Source organism: Flavobacterium jejuense, assembly GCF_006491595.2.
Classification (GTDB): domain Bacteria; phylum Bacteroidota; class Bacteroidia; order Flavobacteriales; family Flavobacteriaceae; genus Flavobacterium; species Flavobacterium jejuense.
On record NZ_VEVQ02000002.1, the window covers coordinates 201,461 to 224,522 of the forward strand.

The 23,062-nt window shown below is 30.9% G+C and carries 25 protein-coding genes; 1 reads left to right on the plus strand and 24 read right to left on the minus strand.

The window, feature by feature from the left end; all coding sequences use genetic code 11:
- Positions 1-173 precede the first annotated feature (173 nt).
- The 24 genes from FIA58_RS03700 to FIA58_RS03810 all read right to left on the minus strand — a co-directional run bounded on the left by FIA58_RS03700 (position 174) and on the right by FIA58_RS03810 (position 22,094).
- Positions 174-2,024, minus strand: coding sequence for a carbohydrate-binding protein (locus FIA58_RS03700; protein WP_140960195.1), 1,851 nt, complete (start codon positions 2,022-2,024; stop codon positions 174-176).
- A 400-nt stretch (positions 2,025-2,424) separates the two neighbouring features.
- Positions 2,425-3,414 carry an NAD(P)-dependent oxidoreductase gene (locus FIA58_RS03705; protein WP_140960197.1) on the minus strand — a complete coding sequence of 330 codons (990 nt, stop codon included), beginning with the start codon at positions 3,412-3,414 and terminating at the stop codon, positions 2,425-2,427.
- 95 nt (positions 3,415-3,509) lie between these two features.
- Positions 3,510-6,014 carry a cation-translocating P-type ATPase gene (locus tag FIA58_RS03710; RefSeq protein ID WP_140960199.1) on the minus strand — a complete coding sequence of 835 codons (2,505 nt, stop codon included), beginning with the start codon at positions 6,012-6,014 and terminating at the stop codon, positions 3,510-3,512.
- Positions 6,015-6,086: 72 nt separating this feature from the next.
- Positions 6,087-8,294: a glycosyltransferase gene (locus FIA58_RS03715; protein WP_140960201.1), complete on the minus strand. Its 2,208-nt coding sequence runs from the start codon at positions 8,292-8,294 to the stop codon at positions 6,087-6,089.
- A 2-nt stretch (positions 8,295-8,296) separates the two neighbouring features.
- Positions 8,297-9,328, minus strand: coding sequence for a glycoside hydrolase family 130 protein (locus FIA58_RS03720; RefSeq protein ID WP_140960203.1), 1,032 nt, complete (start codon positions 9,326-9,328; stop codon positions 8,297-8,299).
- A 188-nt stretch (positions 9,329-9,516) separates the two neighbouring features.
- Positions 9,517-10,416, minus strand: a complete 900-nt coding sequence (locus tag FIA58_RS03725; protein ID WP_140960205.1) for a bestrophin — start codon at positions 10,414-10,416, stop codon at positions 9,517-9,519.
- 72 nt (positions 10,417-10,488) lie between these two features.
- The gene (locus tag FIA58_RS03730; protein ID WP_140960207.1) at positions 10,489-11,304 is read right to left on the minus strand and encodes a DUF6920 family protein; all 816 of its coding nucleotides are present in this window, start codon (positions 11,302-11,304) and stop codon (positions 10,489-10,491) included.
- 27 nt (positions 11,305-11,331) lie between these two features.
- Positions 11,332-12,039 carry a rubrerythrin family protein gene (locus FIA58_RS03735; protein WP_140960210.1) on the minus strand — a complete coding sequence of 236 codons (708 nt, stop codon included), beginning with the start codon at positions 12,037-12,039 and terminating at the stop codon, positions 11,332-11,334.
- A 40-nt stretch (positions 12,040-12,079) separates the two neighbouring features.
- Positions 12,080-12,547, minus strand: coding sequence for a DUF2231 domain-containing protein (locus FIA58_RS03740; RefSeq protein ID WP_140960211.1), 468 nt, complete (start codon positions 12,545-12,547; stop codon positions 12,080-12,082).
- 100 nt (positions 12,548-12,647) lie between these two features.
- The gene (locus FIA58_RS03745; RefSeq protein WP_140960213.1) at positions 12,648-13,025 is read right to left on the minus strand and encodes a hypothetical protein; all 378 of its coding nucleotides are present in this window, start codon (positions 13,023-13,025) and stop codon (positions 12,648-12,650) included.
- A gap of 24 nt (positions 13,026-13,049) precedes the next feature.
- Positions 13,050-14,315 carry an NAD(P)/FAD-dependent oxidoreductase gene (locus tag FIA58_RS03750; RefSeq protein WP_140960215.1) on the minus strand — a complete coding sequence of 422 codons (1,266 nt, stop codon included), beginning with the start codon at positions 14,313-14,315 and terminating at the stop codon, positions 13,050-13,052.
- Entirely contained in the window at positions 14,312-14,779 is a 468-nt protein-coding gene (locus tag FIA58_RS03755; RefSeq protein WP_140960217.1) for an OsmC family protein, read from the minus strand. Before FIA58_RS03755 ends, FIA58_RS03750 begins: the two co-directional genes overlap by 4 nt.
- Positions 14,780-14,830: 51 nt before the next feature.
- A complete protein-coding gene (locus FIA58_RS03760) occupies positions 14,831-15,055 on the minus strand; it encodes a YgaP family membrane protein (RefSeq protein WP_140960219.1) in 225 nt (74 codons plus the stop codon).
- Positions 15,056-15,092: 37 nt separating this feature from the next.
- A complete protein-coding gene (locus tag FIA58_RS03765; RefSeq protein ID WP_140960221.1) occupies positions 15,093-15,308 on the minus strand; it encodes an SHOCT domain-containing protein in 216 nt (71 codons plus the stop codon).
- 26 nt (positions 15,309-15,334) lie between these two features.
- A complete protein-coding gene (locus FIA58_RS03770; RefSeq protein ID WP_140960223.1) occupies positions 15,335-15,538 on the minus strand; it encodes a hypothetical protein in 204 nt (67 codons plus the stop codon).
- Between the two features lie 60 nt (positions 15,539-15,598).
- The gene (locus FIA58_RS21610) at positions 15,599-15,721 is read right to left on the minus strand and encodes a hypothetical protein (RefSeq protein WP_262887654.1); all 123 of its coding nucleotides are present in this window, start codon (positions 15,719-15,721) and stop codon (positions 15,599-15,601) included.
- 33 nt (positions 15,722-15,754) lie between these two features.
- The gene (locus tag FIA58_RS03775) at positions 15,755-16,426 is read right to left on the minus strand and encodes a BON domain-containing protein (RefSeq protein WP_140960225.1); all 672 of its coding nucleotides are present in this window, start codon (positions 16,424-16,426) and stop codon (positions 15,755-15,757) included.
- Between the two features lie 115 nt (positions 16,427-16,541).
- The gene (locus FIA58_RS03780; protein ID WP_140960227.1) at positions 16,542-17,105 is read right to left on the minus strand and encodes a helix-turn-helix domain-containing protein; all 564 of its coding nucleotides are present in this window, start codon (positions 17,103-17,105) and stop codon (positions 16,542-16,544) included.
- A 230-nt stretch (positions 17,106-17,335) separates the two neighbouring features.
- Positions 17,336-17,740, minus strand: a complete 405-nt coding sequence (locus FIA58_RS03785) for an OsmC family protein (RefSeq protein ID WP_140960229.1) — start codon at positions 17,738-17,740, stop codon at positions 17,336-17,338.
- Between the two features lie 61 nt (positions 17,741-17,801).
- Positions 17,802-18,590 (minus strand): hypothetical protein, encoded by a 789-nt coding sequence (locus tag FIA58_RS03790; RefSeq protein WP_140960231.1) that lies wholly within the window; start codon positions 18,588-18,590, stop codon positions 17,802-17,804.
- A 117-nt stretch (positions 18,591-18,707) separates the two neighbouring features.
- Complete coding sequence (gene tpiA, locus FIA58_RS03795) at positions 18,708-19,457, minus strand: triose-phosphate isomerase (RefSeq protein WP_140960233.1); 750 nt, start codon at positions 19,455-19,457, stop codon at positions 18,708-18,710.
- Entirely contained in the window at positions 19,457-19,954 is a 498-nt protein-coding gene (locus tag FIA58_RS03800; RefSeq protein WP_140960236.1) for a TlpA family protein disulfide reductase, read from the minus strand. Before FIA58_RS03800 ends, tpiA begins: the two co-directional genes overlap by 1 nt.
- Positions 19,955-20,361: 407 nt before the next feature.
- Positions 20,362-21,471, minus strand: a complete 1,110-nt coding sequence (locus FIA58_RS03805; protein ID WP_140960238.1) for a BT_3928 family protein — start codon at positions 21,469-21,471, stop codon at positions 20,362-20,364.
- Positions 21,472-21,551: 80 nt separating this feature from the next.
- Positions 21,552-22,094 carry a DUF1599 domain-containing protein gene (locus FIA58_RS03810; RefSeq protein ID WP_140960240.1) on the minus strand — a complete coding sequence of 181 codons (543 nt, stop codon included), beginning with the start codon at positions 22,092-22,094 and terminating at the stop codon, positions 21,552-21,554.
- 126 nt (positions 22,095-22,220) lie between these two features.
- On the opposite strand from FIA58_RS03810, the gene folP reads away from it, so the two are divergent.
- The gene (gene folP / locus FIA58_RS03815) at positions 22,221-23,054 is read left to right on the plus strand and encodes a dihydropteroate synthase (RefSeq protein WP_140960242.1); all 834 of its coding nucleotides are present in this window, start codon (positions 22,221-22,223) and stop codon (positions 23,052-23,054) included.
- Positions 23,055-23,062: the final 8 nt, after the last annotated feature.

Consider the following 23,062-nt stretch of genomic DNA (forward strand, 5'->3'; position numbering starts at 1 on the left):
GTATAAATGAAGTTTTTAATATAAATCGCTTTGAAATCCTCTTGAGAAGTTTTGTTTTCAATTCAAAAGTTTTCGACATCCGTCAGACAGGTACTTTATATTCTATTGCATAAAAAAAAACTGCCAGAAACGACAGTTTTTTGTTTATATAATAAATAGGAGAACTATAGTGCTTAATGGATTACTAGCTTTTTTTGTTCTCCATTGAAATGTAAGATGTAAATGCCTGTACTTAGGATGGTCATATCCGCTTTTTGTGAACGCCCTGTGGCTACTTTTTTACCAGTAAGATTGTAAACGCTCCATTCGTATTCTTTGTCAAAGTGAATATAATCGGTTGTTGGGTTTGGGTAGAAAGAGCTTGAAGATGTTTTTTCTGAAACTAAACTTTCTCTTGCACTAGAAGAAGTGCTGAAGTTGAACCAGTTTAAATTAAATCCAGATTGTACTACTTCCAACTTCAGTTGGTGCGTTCCTTGAGGTAAGCTAATAGTAGTGTTATAAGTTTGCCAAGTTTGCCATCCACCAGTAACTGGTAAATCGATTGTTTTCTTAATTTGGTTGTCTACTAAAACATTGATCCGACCATTAGAAGAAAGACTGGCTACTCTAATAGCAAAATTGTAATTAGCTGTTGCTGTAACAGTAACCGTGTATTCTAAAATGTCGTTTGTGTCTAAATAGCCCACATTTTGTCCACCACCAGTATCCGAAGTGTTTTCCAATTCTGTTCCAAAAGTAGATGCATAGTTTTCTGCTTCAATCTTTCCAGGAATCACTAACCCAGACGAGTTGGAAGCCACGAAATTGAACCAGTTGATATTGAAGCCTGGAGTGGTAACTTGTATTTTGATAGTATGTGATCCTGCTGGTAAATCGATATCTTCTGTAATAGTTTGCCAGTTTTGCCAACCATTTGTTGCAGGAATACTAATCGTTTGGTTGTATTGGTCATCAATATAAACGTTTAGTGCTCCATTTTGACTCTCACCAGCAACACGTAACTCGAAAGTATAAGTAGCGGTTGAGGCTACATTTACTTTATAAGTTGCCCAATCGTTTGTATCTAAGTAGCCAATATTTTTTCCTCCTCCAGTATCGGAAGTATTTTCCAATTCTATTCCCACTTGATTGGCATATTGTTCCGCTTCTATTTTACCAGGAATGGCGTGCGTAGTAGGACTGGGAGGATTGTTTTGATAGGCATACTGCACTTCTGCTACGATAGGATAATGATCTGAAGCTTTAGGATTATCAATAACCCAAGAGTTTTGTGATGTATATTGGGTACCTTTTGGACAATAGATATAATCGAATTTAGTTTCAAAACCAGTGTTTACAGGGCCTGTTGGATAAACATCTCTATAAGTATCTCTACATTTAATTGGATTATCAGATCCATTTTTCATCCAATTGGTAACAATATCTCCTTCGGTTGAATTGAAATCACCAGTAGCATACACTGGATCTGTTAGTATGGCTCTAGTAGCCATTCGCTCTGCGAGTAGTTTCATGCTATTGAGACGTGCGGTAGTGAAATTTGAAGTAGGGAAGTGGGCGTTAAAAACATAAAATCCTTTACCAGTACTGTTTTCAATTAAATGGACATACGTGCAAATTCGATTGTAAGAACCCTCAAAAGCAGAAGGCACATTAGGAGTATTTGACAACCAAAAGTTACCAGAATTAGCTGTGTCTATTGTATATTTATCTCCTTTATAGAATATCCAAGAACCTTCTCCATTGTCGCCACCATCACGACCCGTTCCAAACCAAGCATAACCTGTTTGTTGTTGTAAATAATCACGTTGGAAATTCACGGCTTCTTGCGTGCCAATCACATCCGCTTGGGTGATGTTGAAGATATAAGCTGCATTTGTTTTTCTGCCCTCCCAATTAGTACCACCAAATGGTTGTTGGACATTAAAAGACATCAATTTGAGATTCAAATTTTGAGCTTCTGTCAAAGTAATTTTGCAAAGGAGCATTACTAAAAGAAGGATTAGTTTTTTGTTTGTTTTCATGTTTGTTTAAATTAATTTGTTGGGGTCTAAAGTACTACATAAATTTTGTACTGCTATAAAAAAAAAGAGGTATATCAATTGAATTAATCTTTTAATAACTATATTGAATAGTTTGATTTTTAATGTTTAGGAATTAAGTCTTATGGGATTTACTAGTACTTTATTTGAAAGTTTTTCGAAGTAGTAAAGGATTGAAGAAAATTAGATTTTAGGACTTTTTATACGCTCTATTCCTATTTCATTGCTTAAAAATTACTTGAACTGATGAAGTTGTTGTGTGATTTTACAATGACTGTAGTTTGAAAAGATTGTAATTTAGTTTATGACTTTTATATAAAAACGCTCACTTACATTAGCTCATTAGTAATTGATCACTTTTAGAACATAAATAGAATTTAAATTAATACAAATCATTTTTTGAAATACCATTTTCTGTCCATTCGGATAAATTAGAAATGGTTGTCTCTGCAATGCCTTGCAGAGCTTCCTTAGTTAAAAAAGCCTGATGTCCTGTTAGTAATACATTAGCATAAGAGCGTAATTTTTCAAATAATTCATCATGTATGTTGGAACTAGAAAGGTCTTTAAAATAGATTCCTTTTTCATTTTCATACACATCCAAGCCTGCTGCTGCAACTATGCCATTATCTAGTGCTTCCATCAAATCTAAGGTATTTATAATTCCACCACGCGCTGTATTGATAATGATAACTCCTTTTTTCATTAGCTGGAAAGCTTTTTTGTCAAGTAAATAGTTGGTAGCGTCATTTAATGGACAGTGAATGGATATTACATCGGATGATTGACATAGTTCTTCAAAGGAAGTATATTTAATGTTTGTTTGATTTATTAATGCTTTGTTTTCCAAAATATCATAGCCCATTAATTTACAACCGAAGCCGTGCATGATTTTAGTAAATACGGTTCCAATGGTTCCTGTTCCTATAATGCCTATTGTTTTTCCATGTAAATCAAAGCCAACTAATTCATCTAATCGGAAGTCATTCTTATACATTAATTCTTGACTTAGGAGTATCTTTCGATTTAAGCTTAGCAATAAGGTTACTGCATGTTCGGCACTTGCGTAAGGAGAATAATTCGGTACATTAGCTACTTTGAGTTCTAACTGTTTGGCTTTTTTTAGATCTACATGATCGTAACCAACAGATCGTAGTGCAATATATCGTATTCCATTTTTATGCAATAGTTCCAATGTTTCTTTGTTGGCTTTATCAGCTGTAAAAAGGGCAACGGCTTCAAACCCATTTGCAAGTTTTGCGGAAGTATCATTTAATGGAAGCTCAGAAAAAGTCAGTTTGTGTTTGTTCTTAGCTGCTTTTTTCAGAAAGGATTTGTCAAAATCATGAGTGCTGTATACTAGTGTTTTCATTTTTTTAGCATTGATGGATTAAGTTCAATTAAGAATTGTTCATTATACATACAGATTATCATTTGTAAATTAGAACTTTTGTTAGTTGTATGCTATTATTTGTTTTTGCTTATCATTCTTGTTCTTAGTTTCACTATTTCGTACCAAATAACTGATACAAAACCTATTCCAATGCAAGTGGATAATTGCTTGATAGTTAATGTTTCAAATTCAAAGAAATTAGTTAATGGAGGTATAAATAATAATAAACCTGTAATGCTAACAGTTATGGCTATAATGAGTGTGACCATGTTGTTTTTGTATCGTAAGGTAGTAAAGATGGAATAATAAAAGGAACGATTTATAAGTGTTAAAAAGATATTTGCAGCTATTAAGACTGTGAAAACCATTGTTCGGGTATGCGTTTCATCTAGACCTTGGTAAATGGAATATTGATAAGTAAAAAGGGTTCCTATTGTAATTATTAAACCTTGAATAATACTAGTCGTAATTTCTTTCCAATTGAAAAAAGTCTTGGTTAAAGGTCTGGGTTGCTGTTGCATGGTGTTTTTTTCCATGGGTTCGTTTTCAAAGATGATAGAGCAAGTGGGACCCATTATTAATTCTAAGAAAATGATGTGTACGGGGGAGAAAATATTAGGATACACCCAACCCAAAGCTAGTGGAATAAAAACGGTAAGTATAATAGGAATATGAATAGAGATGATGTATTGAATTGCTTTTTTTAGGTTGGTATAAATTTTTCTGCCCATTGCTACGGCATCTACCATTTTTGATAAGTCATCTTCTAATAAGATTAATGAAGCGGCTTGTTTGGCTATTTCTGTCCCTTTCTTTCCCATGGCAATGCCAATGTGTGCTGCTTTTAGAGCAGGTCCGTCATTTACTCCATCACCAGTCATAGCTACTATTTGGTTTTGCTCTTTTAAGGCTGTGATGATTCTTAATTTTGCTTCGGGAAACATTCGAGTAAATACATTGGTATGCATCACTTTTTCTTGTAATTCAGTATCTGATAATTTCATCAATTCATCACCAGTTAGGCTATGCTCATGACCTTGAAATGCTATTTGTTTGGCAATAGCAATTGTTGTTGCTGCATTGTCGCCCGTTATGATTTTTACTGCAATACCAGCTTGGTAAAAATCCTCTAATACTTTTTTGATGTTTTTCTTTGGAGGATCGTAGAAGGCTACAACTCCTTTAAATTTAAATTGAAATTCTTGTTGGATTTCTGGATAATCGCTACCCACAAAATTACTTTCGGCAACAGCCAAAACTCTATAGCCTTCTTGTGTAATAGTTTGTATTGCTTCCACTATTTGCTTTTTTTCTTCAGTTGATAAATTAGAAATACCTATTAAAGCTTCTGGAGCTCCTTTTGCAGCTATAATTTTTTTTCCTGAATTGTTTTCAAAAACATGTGTCATCATAGGAGGTTTACCACCTAAGAGGTATTCGTGAACGAGTTTGAAATTTGGTCGTTCGTCAATACTATGTAATTGGCTATATGCATTATGTAAAGCTTCTTCCATAGGGTCAAACGGAATAGGTTCGCTTGCCCACATGGCAGTCTTTATTACTTCTTTTTCATCTTCATTGGCATCGAGAGTATTAACTATTTTTTGTGAAGACAATGAAAATACTTTAGCTAAACTCATTTTGTTTTCGGTAATCGTTCCTGTTTTATCGGTACAAATAATAGTAGCTGAACCTAAGGTTTCTACTGTTTTCATTTGCTTGACAATAATTCCCATCTTCATTAATCTCCAAGCACCAATTGCCATAAAAGTGGTAAAAGCCATTGGAATTTCTTCGGGTAAAATACTCATGGCTAGAGTAAGAGCTTTTAGTAAACTATCTAATACGTTATGCGAATTAAAATAGTTAATTGCCCAAACTATTAGAAATACTATAGCTCCGGTAATCACTAGTTTTTTTACGAAATTATTTATTTGAATTTCTAATGGTGTTTTTTCTTCGTTAATGCTCTCTAGGCTTTTCCCAATTTTTCCTAATTTGGTTTCATTGCCAATCTGTGTTATGCTAATAATAGCTGAACCACTTACTACAGTTGTACCTTTAAAAACATAGGGTTCGTCTTTATCTTTGTCTTTAAAAACGGATAATGATTCTCCTGTTAAGATGGATTCGTTTACCGAAAAATCATTAGAGAGAATAATTTTTCCGTCAGCAGGAATTGAAGTACCTTCTTCTACGATTAGATTATCACCAACTACAATTTCTTCGCTTTTTAGGTCTAAAGTTTCACCATCTCTAATTACTTTACAATGCGGTTGTGTTAGATTTTTTAGTTTTTGCAACGCATTTCTACTTCTAGAATCTTGGAATAAAGCAATTACTGAAACTATTATGATAGCGGATGAAAGAAAAATCCCATCTCCAATTTTTCCACTTACAAAATAGATGAGTGCTGCTACGAGTAATAAAATTATCATTGGCTCTTTTACCAAATTTTTTATAGCATCTAAAACAGTATTTTTTTGCTTATATTTCAATGTGTTTTCTCCAAATTTTTCTCTGGAAAGAAGCACTTGTTCATTGGTAAGACCTTTTATGTCGTAATTATTTGAAGGCATAAATTAAATTATTTAGTAATCTTACTCATTGTAAAATGTGCTTTGTAGTATTAAAGATACCATAAAAATAAATTAGGCATCACTATTTTTTTCTAATGTTAATCTGGCTAATAGATAACTGACAGTACTTTCTGCTCCTTGGTTGAGGTTGACTTGATGCTCTTCTAATCCATCGTAGCAACCACCTGTTATAGGATTGTAAATGATTTGATGTAAATGATTATCGCCTAAAAACCAATTGAAAGCAATTTTCATTTTATTTAAGTATTCTTCATTTTTATAGATTTTATAAAATGTATTTAAAGCTAAAATAGTATAGGCTATTTCAATGGGTTGTTCTCCAAAATGATTTTTATTTTTGCCTTTATGATGCCAACCTCGATTTGAAATGACCTTTATGTTTTTACCTTGGAAAGTGGTTTCTAATAAGAAATGGAAGGTTTTATGTGCAATATCTTTGAACAGTTCACTTTTAGTACATTCAGAAGCCAATAACATAGCTTCTGGAAGTAATGCATTTCCATAAGTAAGGTATTCTTCAAACCATTGCCATTTTTTATCAGAAACACCTCTGTATTTGGATACTAAATTATCAGCTAGTTTTGTGATTAATTGTAAAACCATTTCGTTTTTTTTAAAATGATAATAGTAACATAAGCCTTTTATACAAAAAGCGATGGCACGTGGAGATTGTATGTTATGAATGGTATGAATTGCTTTTTCGAAAGTATTTTCTACTGCTGTTTGTAAATTAAAGTCGAGTAATTGTTTTAGAGATAGGAATTCGCCTAAAGCCCAAATGGCTCTTCCATTTGCATCTTCTAGATTTTCATCATTATTCTTGTAAAAAAAGTGTTTGTTAACTGTCACATAATTCTGGAAAGAGCCATCTTCTTGTTGGCAAAACATTATAAATTTCAAATAAATAATGATTAAAGGTAAATCGCTAAATTTGCCCGTTAATTCAAAGTGCTTGGCTACAGCGACTAAAGCTCTTGCATTATCATCTAAGGTATAGCCTGTCCTTAAGTCTGGGTCGGCTATTTTTGCAAATTGAATCATTCCAAAATGAGTTGTCATCCGATTGATATGCTGTAAATTTATTACTGGAATTTGATACTCCAGTTGCAATTGATTTTTTGTAAGGAATGTTTTAGTTAAATCCATGTGAGCAATGGCTGCATTTTGCCAAGCAGTAGGACTGATTTTATGTAAGGCATTCAATCGCATGTTTTCCATCATTTCTGGATTTGAAAGGACTAAAATGGCAGCATCCGCTAATTGAGAGGCATTTCCAAAATCAAAATTAAGACCCGCACCATCTAATAATTCTAGAGAATGAGGAATAGGAGTGGAGATGACTGGACAAGCAGCTGATAAAGCATAGACTAAAGTACCGCTTACTGCTTGTTGTGGGTCTTTTGAAGTAAAAAAGTACAAATCAGTGCGTTGTAAATATTCTAATAAAATATCTAACGAAAGGTATTTATTGATAAATAGTACATTGTTTTCAATTTTTAATTCTTTTACTTTATCTTGGAGGAAATTTCGGTATTTTTCTCCTTCGTTTTTAATCACTTCTGGATGTGTTTTCCCTATGATTAAGTATAAAACATTGGGGAATTTAGCTTTAATTTCTGGTAATGCTTCTAGAGCTGTTTCAATTCCTTTGCCTTCGCTAATTAGACCGAAAGTAGAAATGATGATTTTGCCCTTAAATGGAATAGTTTCATTTAAATTAAAAACCATTGGTTTAATAAGATGTGTTCCATGAGGAATCGTTTTGATTTTTTCTGCTGGTATTTGATATTCCTTCATTAAAATATTGGCAGAAAGTTGCGTCATTACAATCACTTGACTTGATAAGGTCGCAATTTTTTGAACTATTGCTTTTCTTTCTTCGTTTGGATTAGTTAGGACGGTATGAAAAGTCGTAATCACTGTTTTTTCAATAGTATTTAAAAATTCGAGTATATAATCGCCCAATTGACCACCGTATAAGCCAAACTCATGTTGTAAATAGATTATTTTAATAGCATTGTCTGCATTTACAGTTATAGCTAATTTTTTATAGTCTTCTTTTACATCTGATTTTAAAAAATACTTTACTTCATTAGGATATTGTAACTCGATATCCATTTTTTGTAGCGCACAAACTTTGATAGTAAAACTATCTCTGTATTTATCTTCAATAGCTTTAATTAGGTCTTGGCTATAAGTAGCTATTCCACATTTTCTAGGCGGAAATGAAGTTATCATTAGCATTTCATTCGTAGTCATTTTTAGATTTTAAATTGTAATAATTCCGCAATTAATTCTTCTAAATTTACTGAAGCAGCAGCAATTCGCTTGTCGGCAGCACCATAATAAATGTATAATCTACCGTCAAAAAACGAAGTTCCTGTTGGGAAAACTACATTATTTACATAACCTGAAAGCTCCCATGGTAATTCTGGTTTAAACAAAGGATAAGGTAATCGTGCGATTTCTTTTTTAGGATTTTTTAAATCGAGTAATGCAGCACAAGCTGAATACACATAGCCTTGAGCTGTATCATGAACTCCATGATAGATTAGTAACCATCCCGCTTCAGTTTCAATAGGAGGACAACCACCACCTATATAACCAATTTCATGTTCGTGAATTGAAGTCATCAAAATGTGTTCACTAAAATTTAGTAAATATTCTTTCCAAAACCCTTCCGTTAGGTCTTTCATGCTTTTTACGGCTGCGATTTGAATATCAGGTCTTATTCGGTGTAAAAAAGTATACTTACCATTAATTTTTCTTGGAAAAAAAATTAGATTTTTATCCCAAAGTAAGCTTTCTTTATTTGGATTACTTTCTATATTATTGTGCACATGAAAACGCTCGTATTTTTCATTTAAATGTCCTGCACATTCTGTTAGTCTACCAAATTCTTTGTAGTTTACTTGAGGTACAATTACTCCTTGCTTTTCAAAGTGAATTAAATCTAATGAAGTTGCAAATGAACCTAAAGCATTTCTACCATCATAAGCACAATAGGTTAAATAATAAACGGAATCAATTTTTACTATTCTTGGATCTTCAATGCCATGCACTTCATCTTCCGTTGAAGGAATGATTAGTGGTTCTTTTTTTCTTTTAACTACTTTTAGTGGACCTTCTAATTTGGCATAGCCAATAGTAGAATAATTACCTCTTCTAACTGCTCGATACAGTACATGAACTGTGTTACCTTCTTGAATAATCGCAGGATTTAAAACCCCATCATTTTCAAATTCTAAATCCGTTTCTGAGAGTACTATGCCTTCTTTTTTTACTGTAATCATTTTGTTTATTTTTAATTTTATTGATTAGTCTCTTTATGATTCTTAAAATCAAAAATGAATCTTGTTTCTATGCATGAAAAACTATTAAATTTTAGATGGAACAAGTCAGTCAGAATCTACCTATTTAATCTAAGCAGGTTATTTGACTTTTAAATCTATTTTTTGCCAATGTTCTATTATAGCTAGCATTATAATTTAGTTTTAACTTCTTGACAATTTCGTATTATGGTTTGACAAATTTCATCTATTGGCACTGAGGTTTTATTTTCTTCCAAAGGATCTCCATATAAATTAGCCAATTTATTTATCGTTAAAAAGAGTGTACTAACAATTGCAAACAGAGGAATACTTAATAATTCTAAATTACTTTTTTCACCTCCAATATCAAAATCACCAATAATGAAAGGAATCATTATTACATATATTAGTACCGTTACTCGAGTAAAAGCACTATATATTTTTAAAAAAGGGGTATTATTAATGCGTTCGGCTTTACCTTGAATAGTATAAAATTGATTTATGTGTTGCATTAAGTCACTTTTTTCAATATTTGCTTGTTGTGAAAAACTAGTTTCTATCTTAGAGGCTATTGCAATTAAAATCTCATTACTAACCTTATTGCTAAAGTTTACGGAATAACTAGTGAGGAGTAGCTGTGCTTCTTTTTTGAAATGAGGATGTGCTATTTCGTGTATTTCATTTTTTAATTGCCAGATATAACTACAGGTTAAATCAATTATGTCCTTAGCTATAACTTTATTATTTCTTTCTGCGTCTTCTAATAGGTTAGAAGAAGATTGGAAATAGATATAAATTTTTGCTGAAAAGCTTCTTGAAGTATTGGTTAATTCTCCAAATATTTTACGAGCTTCCCACCATCTATCATAGGCAGAATTCATTCTAAAACCTAAAAAAAATGCAACAGCAAGACCAAAAACAGAACCAATTTGTGTTGAAAATTTAAATATGTGGTCGCCATATTGTTCCTCAATAATCAATACTAGTGATGCGTACAAAATACTAAAAACAAAGTAAGGTAATGCGATAGTAATAAGTTCAAAAAAGCCCTTTTTTTCAGTTTTAATCATAATTAATTATCTTTTAGGTATTTGATTTCTATCACTTTAAAAACTTAAGCTATCAAATCTAATTTTATTAGTTTAGAACTTTTTTGGTATATTATATTCTACTTCAGTTATAATGAATTTAGCATAACTAAAATCTCCTTTATATAATCTCCATAAGACGTCAAATTCTGTTGGCATTAGTATATTGTTGAATTCTTTATAATTTGTGGGTTTTATTATCCAAGTTTCTAAATTAGTTTCACCCATATATCTTTTTGTCTCCATCTCTGTTATTTCTCCTAGCACATTGAACTTGATTTTGAAATAAAGAGAAAGACCATTGTAATTAAATTTAAGTTCAGCAGTATTGGAATCAATTGGAAACCAACTCAACCTTTCATTAGGTAAAAAATTGGTCGGATAAAGTATGCTTTCCCCAAACCAACGTAGTAATTCCCCTTTATCGTATTTTTTATTTTCTTTTGTATTTACTATATTGAAAGTAGAAAAAAGACTTACAATTAATTTCCCTTTATTAGAAATATACAGATCTCTTGCTACGAACATTTTTGTAGTTCCTTTCCATATAAAGCCAGGTTTTTCGGTCGTGACATACTGCTCACCGGTAATATTCATCCAATCCTTGTCAAGGTTTGCTTTGAATTGCCCAATGTGTTTAATTCTTGCATAACTAATATAGGGTTGTCCTTCCTTTAAGATATGGTTGAAGTATCTTTGAACCGGTTCAGGTAAACTATCTAATTGCTCTATTTTAAAAATTTTATTGGAAATGTCTTTTGATTGTCCAAAAAGAACTTTTACTTGTTTGCTGAATTTTATAGCTAAATTTATTTTTCCAATATTAAAAATTAGAAGAAATAGAGCAATAATAGATAGAATGGTAATCATGCTATTTTTGTAGTTCAATATGAAAATTTACAAAGTAACTTTGATGAATAGTTTGGAATCTGTCATAGAAATTTCACAACGACTAGGGGCTGTTGTTGCATAAGTATTTCCGCAGGTTGGACACAAGTAGTAAAGTTTAGCTAAGTTTTTATCTGTACCTGCTTTAAGAGCTGCTAAAGCTTCAATATAAAAATCGCGGTGTTTTTTTTCTACTTTATAAGCATAAGTCAAACTAATTTGAGCCATATAGTTTCCAGCAGTATTGGCATTTGTGATAAATTCTGGATACATAGTATTAAATTCATAACTTTCTCCTTCTATAGCTTCTTTTAAATTTTCAGCAGTTGTCATTACTGTAAACTCAGGTGTGATTTCTGGAATTGATTCCCCCATTCTAATCAAAACTACTTTATGATTATTTGCGTGAATTAATTCTGCACCAGAAGCCGCTTTAAAAAGTAACCCTATTTCTTGGTGACCTTCTTCAATTGCTTTTTTACTGTAGGCTGCATATTTAAAATGCGCAGTGGTTTCCCCTTTGTAAGCATCTTGCATGTTTTGAATAATTACTTTCTGCGGATCTTTTTCTTTAGTTTCAGTATCTGTAACTATTTCTTTTTTTACAGCATTTACATCTTTGACTTGGGTGTTGTCAACTGTTTTATCATTACAGGATTGAAATAATATTACTAATATGAATATTCCCAAAAAGGTTTTTAAAATTGATTTTTTCATGTTGTTTTTTTAAGTAATTATATGTTTTTATTAATTGAATTCACCCTTTTGGTTGGTCTCCAAAATCGGGTAATGCTAATTCTATTCCTGCGCCATGTTTAAAAACTAATTGTCCACCTAGATATGCAGTTCTTGTTACTGAAATGACTAAGACTGTATAGAATAGGAAACTCGACCATTTTAACCAAGTTTTCTCATATTTTAGAGTATGAAAAGCTATGCTTACAATGGAGGTTAAAACGGCAAGCCAAAGCGTCATAAACCCTGCTTCTTCATGTAATTCAATTGGTTCTTGGAGAATCCCATCTGTCATGCCATCACCAGCAGAGCTACCACTTACATAAGCAACTATAACACCAAGTGTTCCGAGTAATAGCAGGTAAAATGAAGATTTATTAAAAAAAATATTTTTGCTAAAGACTCCAATAAGTCTTGATAAGAAACCTGTCATTAGTAGTGCTATTGGAAAATGAATTACCATAGCATGAAGGTGTGGTGCGGTTATCATATATAATTTTGTTTAATTAATGAAACTAATTTTCAAGAAATTTTCTCTTCAGTTTTTTAGAAAGAGATAATAATAATTCAGCACAACTTTAAAAAACAGATTAGTCTTGAAAATGATCTTTTACAAAAGCATCTTTTTCATTATCCGTCATTTTATCGGCAGCTTCAATGTCAATTTGTATGTCTTTAAAATGTAAATCTTCATTTAAGTAATTGTGTAATTCTGTTTTGGCATTTGTGGGTCCAAATAATAACACATGATTGTATTGTAAAATTTTATTAGCAATTTCTTTATAGTAAGCTTCATGCATTTGTTGTCTTTTGTTATGCATACTTTTTTCACTTCTATTCAGTGCTTCTTCTTTTGTGTTAAAAGTAAATTTTGATGTTATGACATGACTCTTTTTTTTCGAGTTTAAATCAATTAATTCTGCATTTGAATGATCCATCCAAATACCTAAGTTTTTTTGTGTTTCCATTGTTTCGTTTTTTTAAGTAATTAATTAAATAATTGTGTGATCTCCTAAAACTTCACTAACAGTTAAGCCCCAATGTGGTATTTTGCCACCAAGTGTGTAATACATTTCTTTAAACTCCATTTTAAGAGCATAGGGTGTAATTCCCATCTCTAAATGGCTTTCTGTTCCGCCCCACCATTCATTAGTTCTCATATAGAATCCTTTAATACCGCCCATATCTCCCATGCACAAGAGTTCAAATTCCATAGGTTTAATTTCCTCATTAATGATGCCTAGTTCTTTTGCTAAAGTATTGGCTAAAACTTCCGCTTCCATGTGTCCTAAAGAGCCTATTTTTGGAACAGTAATGGATGCAGCATCACCAACAGCAAAAATGTTTTGGTAATCTGGGTTTCGCATATATAAATCTGTAATTACAAAACCCATATCATCTGTGAAGGGCAATTCTTTTAAAAAATCATGAGCTTGCCAGTCAGGAAAGAGGATTGCAATTTCGGCTTCTTGAGTACTTCCATCCATAAATTCAATACCCCCTTTGTGTACCTTTTTAATTCCGTTAGTATTAGCCTGATAATTATAGCCCATTTCATCCATCATAGGAACTAATTTGCTTAATATGGTTTCTCCAGCATCTTCTGCAATTACTTTAGCTGGTGTAGAAAGAAAAAAAGTAGTTGCATCTCCTTTTTTATTTTTCTCTAACCAATGTGCCAATGAAAACGCCATTTCCACTGGTGGTCCTTCGCAAGCTGTTAAGGCAATAGGCATATCTTTTGGTAATTTATCACTCTTACCTTGATGAAAAACATCGGATGTTATGGCTATTGGACCTCCTTTATAGTCTTTATGCAGGTAATTACGTAAACGGTTTCCAAGAAATACATCGGTTACACTATGACCGTTTTCACTAAAACCATCAATTTTATCAAAAGCCAAACGATTCCCAAGTGCTATAACTAAATAATCGTAGTTAATTTTACGAACAGGATGTCCCAACCGTTCATTAGGTTGATAAAAAACAGTATTCGTTTCTGGATCAATTGTAGTAATTTCTGCTTGAATGAAAGCACTACCATCACGCTCTAGAAACTTCATGAATTTGTACTGTAAGTCTATTGCTGGATTAACATTTGCTAAAACCTGCATAGGAATATTTGGAACAAAAGTTAGCAAAGACTTACGGTCTATTATGGTAATATCGGCTTTATCCTTAACTGCTGCATGAATATATCTTGCTGTTGTTAAACCCGCAAAATTGCATCCAAGAATAATGATATGTGGCTTTTTCATTTACTTTCAATTAAAATGGGTTTTACTTGTATATTTATTTCAGTGGTTATTTTTGACCTAATGGAACGAGATATTAAACAGGCATTTTTAGCTTTTTTTACAATTCGCATTGCCTTATTAAAGTGAATTTCATTTTGGATAACCACTACAGGTTTAAGAAATATTTCACTAATCATTAATTTGCCCTCTATCATTTCAAGTTTTCCTTTTGCGTGACAACTAAAACTCGTAAAATCTAAAGTGGAATTTTCTGCAATAGCTAAAAAGGTAGTCATTAAACAACCACTAACGGCTGCTATGAATAAGTGTTCAGGTGACCAAATACCAGCAATTCCTTTTGGAAATTCTGGAGGTGTAGCTACTTCAATACAAATACCATTTTTAGTACTCAATTCTGGGGAACACATAATTCCTTTTCGGCTGTTTTGCCAATTGATATCGACGTTATAATAGTGTGATTCCATTGTATGTTCTTTAATATTGTTAGTAATTTTCAACGATTGTATGGAATAATTTTAATAGGCTCTTTTTCTATATTTAGATTTTTTTTTAGTACTTATTTTAAAGAGAAAATAGAGTGGGCAAAAACTGAATAAACTTGTTGCAATTAATACACCTAATACAAGTAATAGAATTAATGCAAGAACACCAGTGATATAATCTGTTAGATATAAAGTAGCTATAATTATAGCTATTCCAACTCTTATCATTTGGTCTACAGCTCCTATATTTTTTTTCATATGTTTATTTTAATTATTTTTACTTGCTATGATAGCCTTATTTCTCAATTAATTCTTTTTTTTCTAAATAGTCTTCCTTACTTATTTCACCTAAAGCTAATCGCTTTTTTAATATCTCTATTGGTGTTTCTTTAGTTGTTTTTTTGTCACTGTTTTTAAAAGATTTATATAAAAAAAAGCAAATCAGTAGCACTATTGCAATGCACCACCAAATTAGATGCAAACCCATAAAATGGTAATTATTGTTCATCATAATCAGAATGTTTAGTTATTTTATATTTAATGCTCTTTTGCATAGGAAGCTATTAGTTCAATTAATGAGTTTAAGTATTCTTTTAAGTCATTATTATTAATTCCTTTATGGTTAAGGGATGCATAATTTTCAGGAATTTCAGTGATGTATTTCATTAGTTCAGGATATTCCTCCTGAATTCTTATAGTTGTTAGTCGAATTGTTTCATTAATGTCATCATAAGTTTCCATAAACTGCTAGTTTTAAAAAGTAAAAGCATCTATTCAGATGCTTTTACTAAATAGTTAGGCTCATTTTTTTTTCTCAACCTGTTCTTTTGCAGTTTCTCTTTTATTATTCTTATCTTTTTTTTGATTTTTACCAATTGGATTTTTTGATTTTTCTTTTTCCGTTTTTATTAGTGTATTTTTCATATTGTTTCTTTTTAAATTAAGTGTGTAATTGTATTAATTAACAAATGCATAGTAATAATCTACTGCTAAGTCATTTTTTACATGCCAAATACCAGGTGTTTTCCAAGCAATACGTTCTGCTTCTTCTTTTTCATACCAAGAATTTACTATTCCTGAAAGTGTAACAGTTGTTCCAGAAACTTTAACTCTAATATCAGAATTATCTATTGACCAGCTTCTTGCAATTGCATTTTCAACTTCTTTTTGTTCGATCTCATCATTAGATTCTGATTTAATTTTAATGCTATTGGTTACTCCTTTAACACCACGTAAATGATGTATTGCATTTTTAGCATCTTCTCTTTGATAATTCCAAGGAAGTTCACCACTTAATGTTACCCAACCATTTTCTACTTTTACAGTCACTTTATTATTTGGTACGGTCCAACTTCTTTTTAGGGCTTTTAAAACTTCATCCACTACTTCTGAATCTGTTTTGCCCCATTTGCTAGGAAATTTTACTTCAATTTTTTCAATTAGAGCTTTTACACCAATTACTTTTTTAGCGGCTGTTTCTGCTTCTATTTTTTTAGCATAGCTATCTACTTCACCCGTAAGAGTAATCACACCGTCTTTTGCAGTTACTCCTATTTCAGCAGCATGTAATAAAGGTTCCCATTTAATAGCATTTTGAACATCTCTTTGTAATTCTGCATTGTTTTTCATCTTGTATATTTTAATACAATGAATAGATTTTCATTGCTATACAAAGGTGAAGGATTATTGATTTAATCTGTTACACAATTAGTTATTAGAATTACATGATTAGGAAAATAGAATACTATTGCAGATTTTCTAAAGGTTTGCGTTTCTTGTTTTTTATATTTTTGAAGAAAGTAGGAGTAAGACCCGTAATTTTTTTGAATTGATTGGATAAATGTGCTACACTGCTATAATGCAGTTGATATGATATTTTTGTAAGACTTAACTCATCATACATAATTAATTCTTTTACCCTTTCGATTTTATGAAGAATAATAAAATGTTCTATAGTAATCCCTTTTGTTTTAGAAAACAAATTAGATAAACTATGATAATCTTGGTTTAATTTATTGGTTAGAAAAATTGAAAAATTGACAGGAGGTACTTCGTCAGAATTATGAATCATGTTTACAATAATGGTAACTATTTTTTCTACTAATATTGCTTTTTTATCATCCATTAGTTCAAGACCATATTCATGAAGTACATTTTTTAGGTGAGTTCTTTCCTTTTTTTTAATTGGCTTAACTAAACTTACTTCACCTAATTCAAGGTTATAGTAATTCAAATCCATTTTTTTTAGTTCTGAAGCAACTGTCATTTTACAGCAAAGACATACCATATTCTGAATATAAAGCTTCATTTATAATTTTTTATTAATTAGCTATAACTTTTTCATTATTAATGAATTATGTATAGTATTATAAAAGTAAGCATATTTTACTCTTTAAGCTATTTATAGTTTCTTTTTTTAACTAAAAGTTCTCTTTTTAATTTGTAAAATGAAATTACAATAGAGAAAGCTATTTTTTTAAGAAAATAGGGTATTTAAGAATGATGAAATAGTTTTTTAATGTTATTTAGGTTCTTAATTTATATTGAGATTACGATTATTTTACCTGAAATAGAACAGGATGATTTAAGAGTGTTAAAAATGGTTCCAAAATTTTCAATATTTTTTTTTAGTAAATTAATATTCAAATTTTTGTCTTCACTGTAAATTGTTAATTCGTAATTGATTTCATCTAGTTTAGGAGGTTTTTCTATACGTATTGCATTGACAATTATTTCGGCATTTGAATATTCGAAATGCATTAGATTAGAAAAACGTTCCACATTTTTAAGTACACAAGCTGAAAGTGAACCTAATAGTAATTCGGCAGGGTTTACCAAAGTATCAGCCGTTTCAGGAGTAATTCCAAAAGCAATTTCAGCTTCCTTAATTTTTATAACAGCTTTGTTTTTAGCAGTAGAATGTGCTTTTGCAGTGTATTTCATAATTTATGGATGATGTTAATTTGATTGCCAAAAAACAGTTGACTTTTATAACTAAACTACTTTATTTTACTTTCAAAAAGATACCTTCGACTGTTGCATTGTGACCAAATTGACTGTTGCAATATTCTTGGGTGTAATTGATGGTTATGAAATCTTTATAAATTGTAACTTCAAACTCACAATCTTCAGTATTTGCTATATTATATATGAAAGAATTAGATGTTAGTAGGATAGTATCTCTCTCAACAACAGCCATATTTCTAGAAGGTTCACCAGTAACACTAAAAATTTCAAAGACTACTTCATTTTTATTTATTTTTTCCATTGAAAAATCACCTTGATAGCCTTCTTCGCTATATTGATAATGATATTTTCCAAACATTTCGTCTGTATCGGGTTTAATACTAGGTGAGACTAATGTGGTGTCTTTCGCAGTTAAGTTTAAAGTGAAATTTTTGCTATTTTTAGGTGAAAACCAATCTCCAGTAAAATGATTGTCATTTGTGATTTTTCCAGAAATAATTCCAGTAATGTTTCCAGAGGATTCAAATTCTAATAAACGGAAATTCCCTTCATTGACAGTACCAATTACTTTTATTGGAAGTTTTTCTTTGGTATTGAGATAGATGATTTCACCCACAGCAATTTTATTTTCAATCTGGTAATGCAAATATATCGGAATTGATTTATTGATATAGCCTTTCCAAAAAGTCTCTTTTTTGAATGTTTTCTCAGATACTGCAACAGTTTCATTAAGTGAGTCTTTTACTAGACTAGGCTTTGTTTCATTTTCTTTTTTGGATTGGCAAGAAAGTAGTAAAATGGTTAGAATTAAAAGAAGTTGTTTCATTTGAAGACTAATTTATTAGCTCAATATAGCATTTTAGATTTACATATTGTTATTGGCAATAAAGAAAAACCCTCAACTTTGCATTTGAGGGTTTGATTTAGTTTATTTGATAGGAAATTAAAATCCGTTTACAATTGCTAAAAAATCATCAGCTTTTAGGGAGGCACCTCCAATTAAGCCACCATCTACATCTGGTTTTGAGAAAATTTCTTTTGCATTATCTGGTTTTACACTTCCTCCATACAAAATAGTAAGATTATCAGCAATGTCACTTCCATATACCTTTGCTACTAAATTTCTAATGAATAAGTGCATTTCTTGAGCTTGTTCAGGAGAAGCAGTTTCTCCTGTTCCAATAGCCCAAACAGGTTCATATGCTAAAACAATCTTTGCCCAATCTTTTTTTTCTAAATGAAATAAACCGTCTCTTAATTGGTATTCTACCACATTGAAATGATTGTCTATTTGACGGTCTTTTAATTCTTCACCAAAGCAAAATATAACACGCATATCGTGTTTTAAAGCAGTATCCACTTTATTAGCTAATAAAGCATCTGTTTCATGGAAGAAAGCACGTCTTTCGCTATGTCCTAAAATTACAGTTTTAACACCTATATCAGTTAGCATATTAGCAGCAATTTCACCAGTAAATGCACCAGCTTCTGTTTGATGCATGTTTTGTGCTGCTACTGTAATTCCTTTTCCTGCTATTTTATCTACAGCTGCTTTTAAGTTTACATAAGTAGGAGCAACTATAATTTCAGTTGTTGTGTCTTGTTTTTTAGCTAGTATTTCGTCTAGCAAAGCTAAGGTTTCTGTATGCGTTTTATGCATTTTCCAGTTTCCTGCAACAATATTTTTTCTCATTATTGTAAAGATTTTAGAGTTTCTATTAGTTTGTTATCGTCAGCTTCAATTACTTTAAATAAAGCTATTTTTCCTGTTTTATCGATGACCATATATCTTGGAATCCAATCTAATTTTATCGATTTTCCAAAAACACCTTTCATTCCGTCTGATGTTAGATAATGTTCTCCTTTTACTTCATATTTTGCGATTCCCTTGATCCAAGCCTCGTAATTTTTATCCATAGAAATGAATAGATAAGTGGCTTCTGGAAATTGTTCTTGTAATTCTTTTACTTTTGGCATTCCTTTTATACAATCAGGACACCATGAAGCCCAAACATCAACTACAACTGTTTGTCCTTTGTATTGATCTATAATTTCTTGAAAGGTAATTGACTTGTTTTCTGTTGTTGTCATTACATTTTCTAAAGCTTCTTTTTTAAATTCGGTATCTTGAGCGTTTGAACAAGAAGTAATGGATAAAGCTAAACCCAATAGTGCAATTATTTTTTTCATTTTGTTTCTTTTGTGTTTCAAAATTACGTTTTCTATTTTAGATCTTTCTTAATTAAAAGTAAAAAACACTAATTGGTTAGCCAACTAACGTTTCTAATAGTACTACTAATAAAATCTAAAAAACTAGATGATACATTTGGTAATTCACTAAATGTAACTTTTCTAGTCTTGAAAGTTGTAGAAATACCTAGTGATAAATTAGAATCTAGACATCGTCTATGAAATAATTCTAATTAGAACCATTTTGAATTTCTACTATTATGAAATCTTCATATTCTTGCAAAAAAAGTGTTTCTTAAGTTGTTTTTATCTTCTATACAAGGTTTATTTTTAAAGGCAATCTACTACAGATTCACAACTGACTAGAAGAAAAGCAAGTAGAAAGATTCCTTTTTTTAAAAGAGTCATTACTTTAAAACTACTTTGTCAATATCATTAAAATGAACCTTTTGAACAATAGTTCCTTTTTCTAATACAACAATTCCAGGATTTGCTCTTACAATAGTTTTTAAAGTAGTTGGGTCACAAAAATAGTAGTCAAATGTTAGTCCAAATTCATTTTTGAAAGCTTCTGAAATAGAAAGATCTGATGCAGTTAATCCAATTACTTGATAGCCTTTTTCAGTTGCTTTTTTATTGAAAGCTTCTAGTTTTTTCATTCCTTTTGCTTTTGATTTACTTAGATCATAAGAAATTAGAAAAATAACTTTTGGCTCATCTAATACACTATCAATATAGTTAGAACCATCTTTTTCGATAGTAAAATCATGAATAGGAGGAATGTAACCTTCTACAATAACTTTGTCTTTTCTGTCTATAAATTCAGCTCCTTCAGGTACTTTATTTGCCATAACATCGGCATAAGGAATTTCAGTTTCTACTCCGTTTACCTTATAGATAAAAACCATTTCATATTCACTTTTAGTAGCTCCTTTTGGAATTTCCATTCCTTTTCTAATATTCGAACCTATTTTGTATGCTCTAAAATCTTTAATGGGTAAATGTTGTAATACATAAAAAGCCATAAATAAACATAACGAATAGGAAGCAAAAACAGTTAGATTAAGTGCTGTTTTTCCATACAAAGGTTTGATGAATTTTTGATTGAAGAACAGTACTAAAATGAGTCCTAATAAAATTAAATCTTTTATAAATGATTCAAAAGGACTCAGTTTTAAAGCATCTCCAAAACAACCACAGTCTTTTACTTTATCAAAATACCAGGAATAGAAAGTAAGGAAAGTAAAAAATACAATCATTACCAGTAAACTCCAAACTGTAAATTTGGTTTTAAAACCAATTAGTAACATGACACCCAAAACGACTTCAAAAACGACAACGAAGCAGGCAATAATTAAAGCATAAGGAATTAAAAACTCCATATTTAATACATTAGCATTAAAATATTCTTCCAATTTATAAGAGAACCCTAAAGGGTCATTTAATTTAATTAATCCTGAAATAATGAATAAAAAACCTACTAAGATTCTTGCTGCTTGTGTAACTATGTTTTTCATAAAAAATAATATTTTCTCAAAAGTACTTTTCTTAAAAGTTTTAAATTGTAAATAAGATGTTAATTAGTTGTTAAGCTAAATTAATCAGCTTTTCCTAAATGAATCAATGCAAAAATAGAATAGTTAATCATATCTTGATAATTGGCATCAATTCCTTCTGATACTAACGTTTTTCCTTTGTTGTTTTCTATTTGTTTTACACGAAGTAGTTTTTGTAAGATTAAATCGGTTAGGCTACTTACTCGCATGTCTCTCCAAGCTTCACCATAATCATGATTTTTGTCTTCCATCAACTTTTTAGTTAAAGCTATTTTTTCCTCGTATAAGGAAAGAGCATCATCATAAGATAAATCAGGTTGAGTTGCAATGCCTTTATCAATTTGTATTAATGCCATAATACAATAATTGATAATTCCTATGAATTCAGAAGTTTCGTCTTCATCTACTTTACGAACGTCGTTTTCTTGTAAACCACGAATGCGTTGTGCTTTAATGAATATTTGATCTGTTAAAGAAGGCAAACGTAATATTCTCCACGCTGTTCCATAGTCTTTTGTTTTTTTTGTAAACAAATCGCGACAAATGGTAATTATAGCATCATATTGTTGTGAAGTATTCTTCATTTATTCGGTATATTTGTATGAAATTTTTTCAAAAATAAAGAATATAGTATTAAGATTGAAGTATTAAGTACAAAGATTTTTTGATTTTATTTTTTAAACAATCAACAATAAAGCCTAAACTCATTTATGACGATAAACTGTAAAGGTAATTTAATTGATTTGAGTATTCCTAAAGTAATGGGAATCTTAAATATTACACCTGATTCTTTCTACGATGGTGGAAAGTATAAAGAGGAATTTGTTATTTTAAATCAGGTTGAGAAAATGTTGAATGACGGAGCTACTTTTATTGATGTAGGAGCGTATTCATCTAAACCAGGTGCTGAATTTGTCTCTGAAGAAGAAGAATTAAATAGAGTGCTTCCTGTAATTGAATTAGTTTTAGCAAAATTCCCAGAATTGATTCTTTCAGTGGATACTTTTCGCAGTACTGTAGCTGAAAAAGCAATAGAGTATGGAGCTGCAATAGTGAATGATATTTCTGCGGGAATGCTTGATGAAAAGATGCTAGAAACAGTTGCTTGCTTACAAGTACCTTATATTATGATGCATATGAAAGGAAATCAGCAAACGATGCAATCTTTGACTGATTATGATGATTTGGTTAAAGAAATGATGTTTTATTTTTCCGAACGCATTCAAAAAGCGAGAAATTTCGGTTTAAATGATATTATTATTGATCCTGGTTTTGGATTTGCAAAAACGTTGGAGCATAATTATGAATTGCTTCAAAAATTAGACTACTTTAGTATTTTAGAATTACCAATTCTTGTAGGGCTTTCGAGAAAATCAATGATTTATAAATTTTTAGAAATTTCGCCTAAAGAAGCTTTGAATGGAACTTCTATTCTAAACACTATAGCTTTACAAAAAGGAGCTTCTATTTTAAGAGTTCATGATGTAAAAGAGGCAGTAGAATGTTTGAAATTAAGTGAAATGTTTAGAAAAAAAAGAAATTAAAATAATTT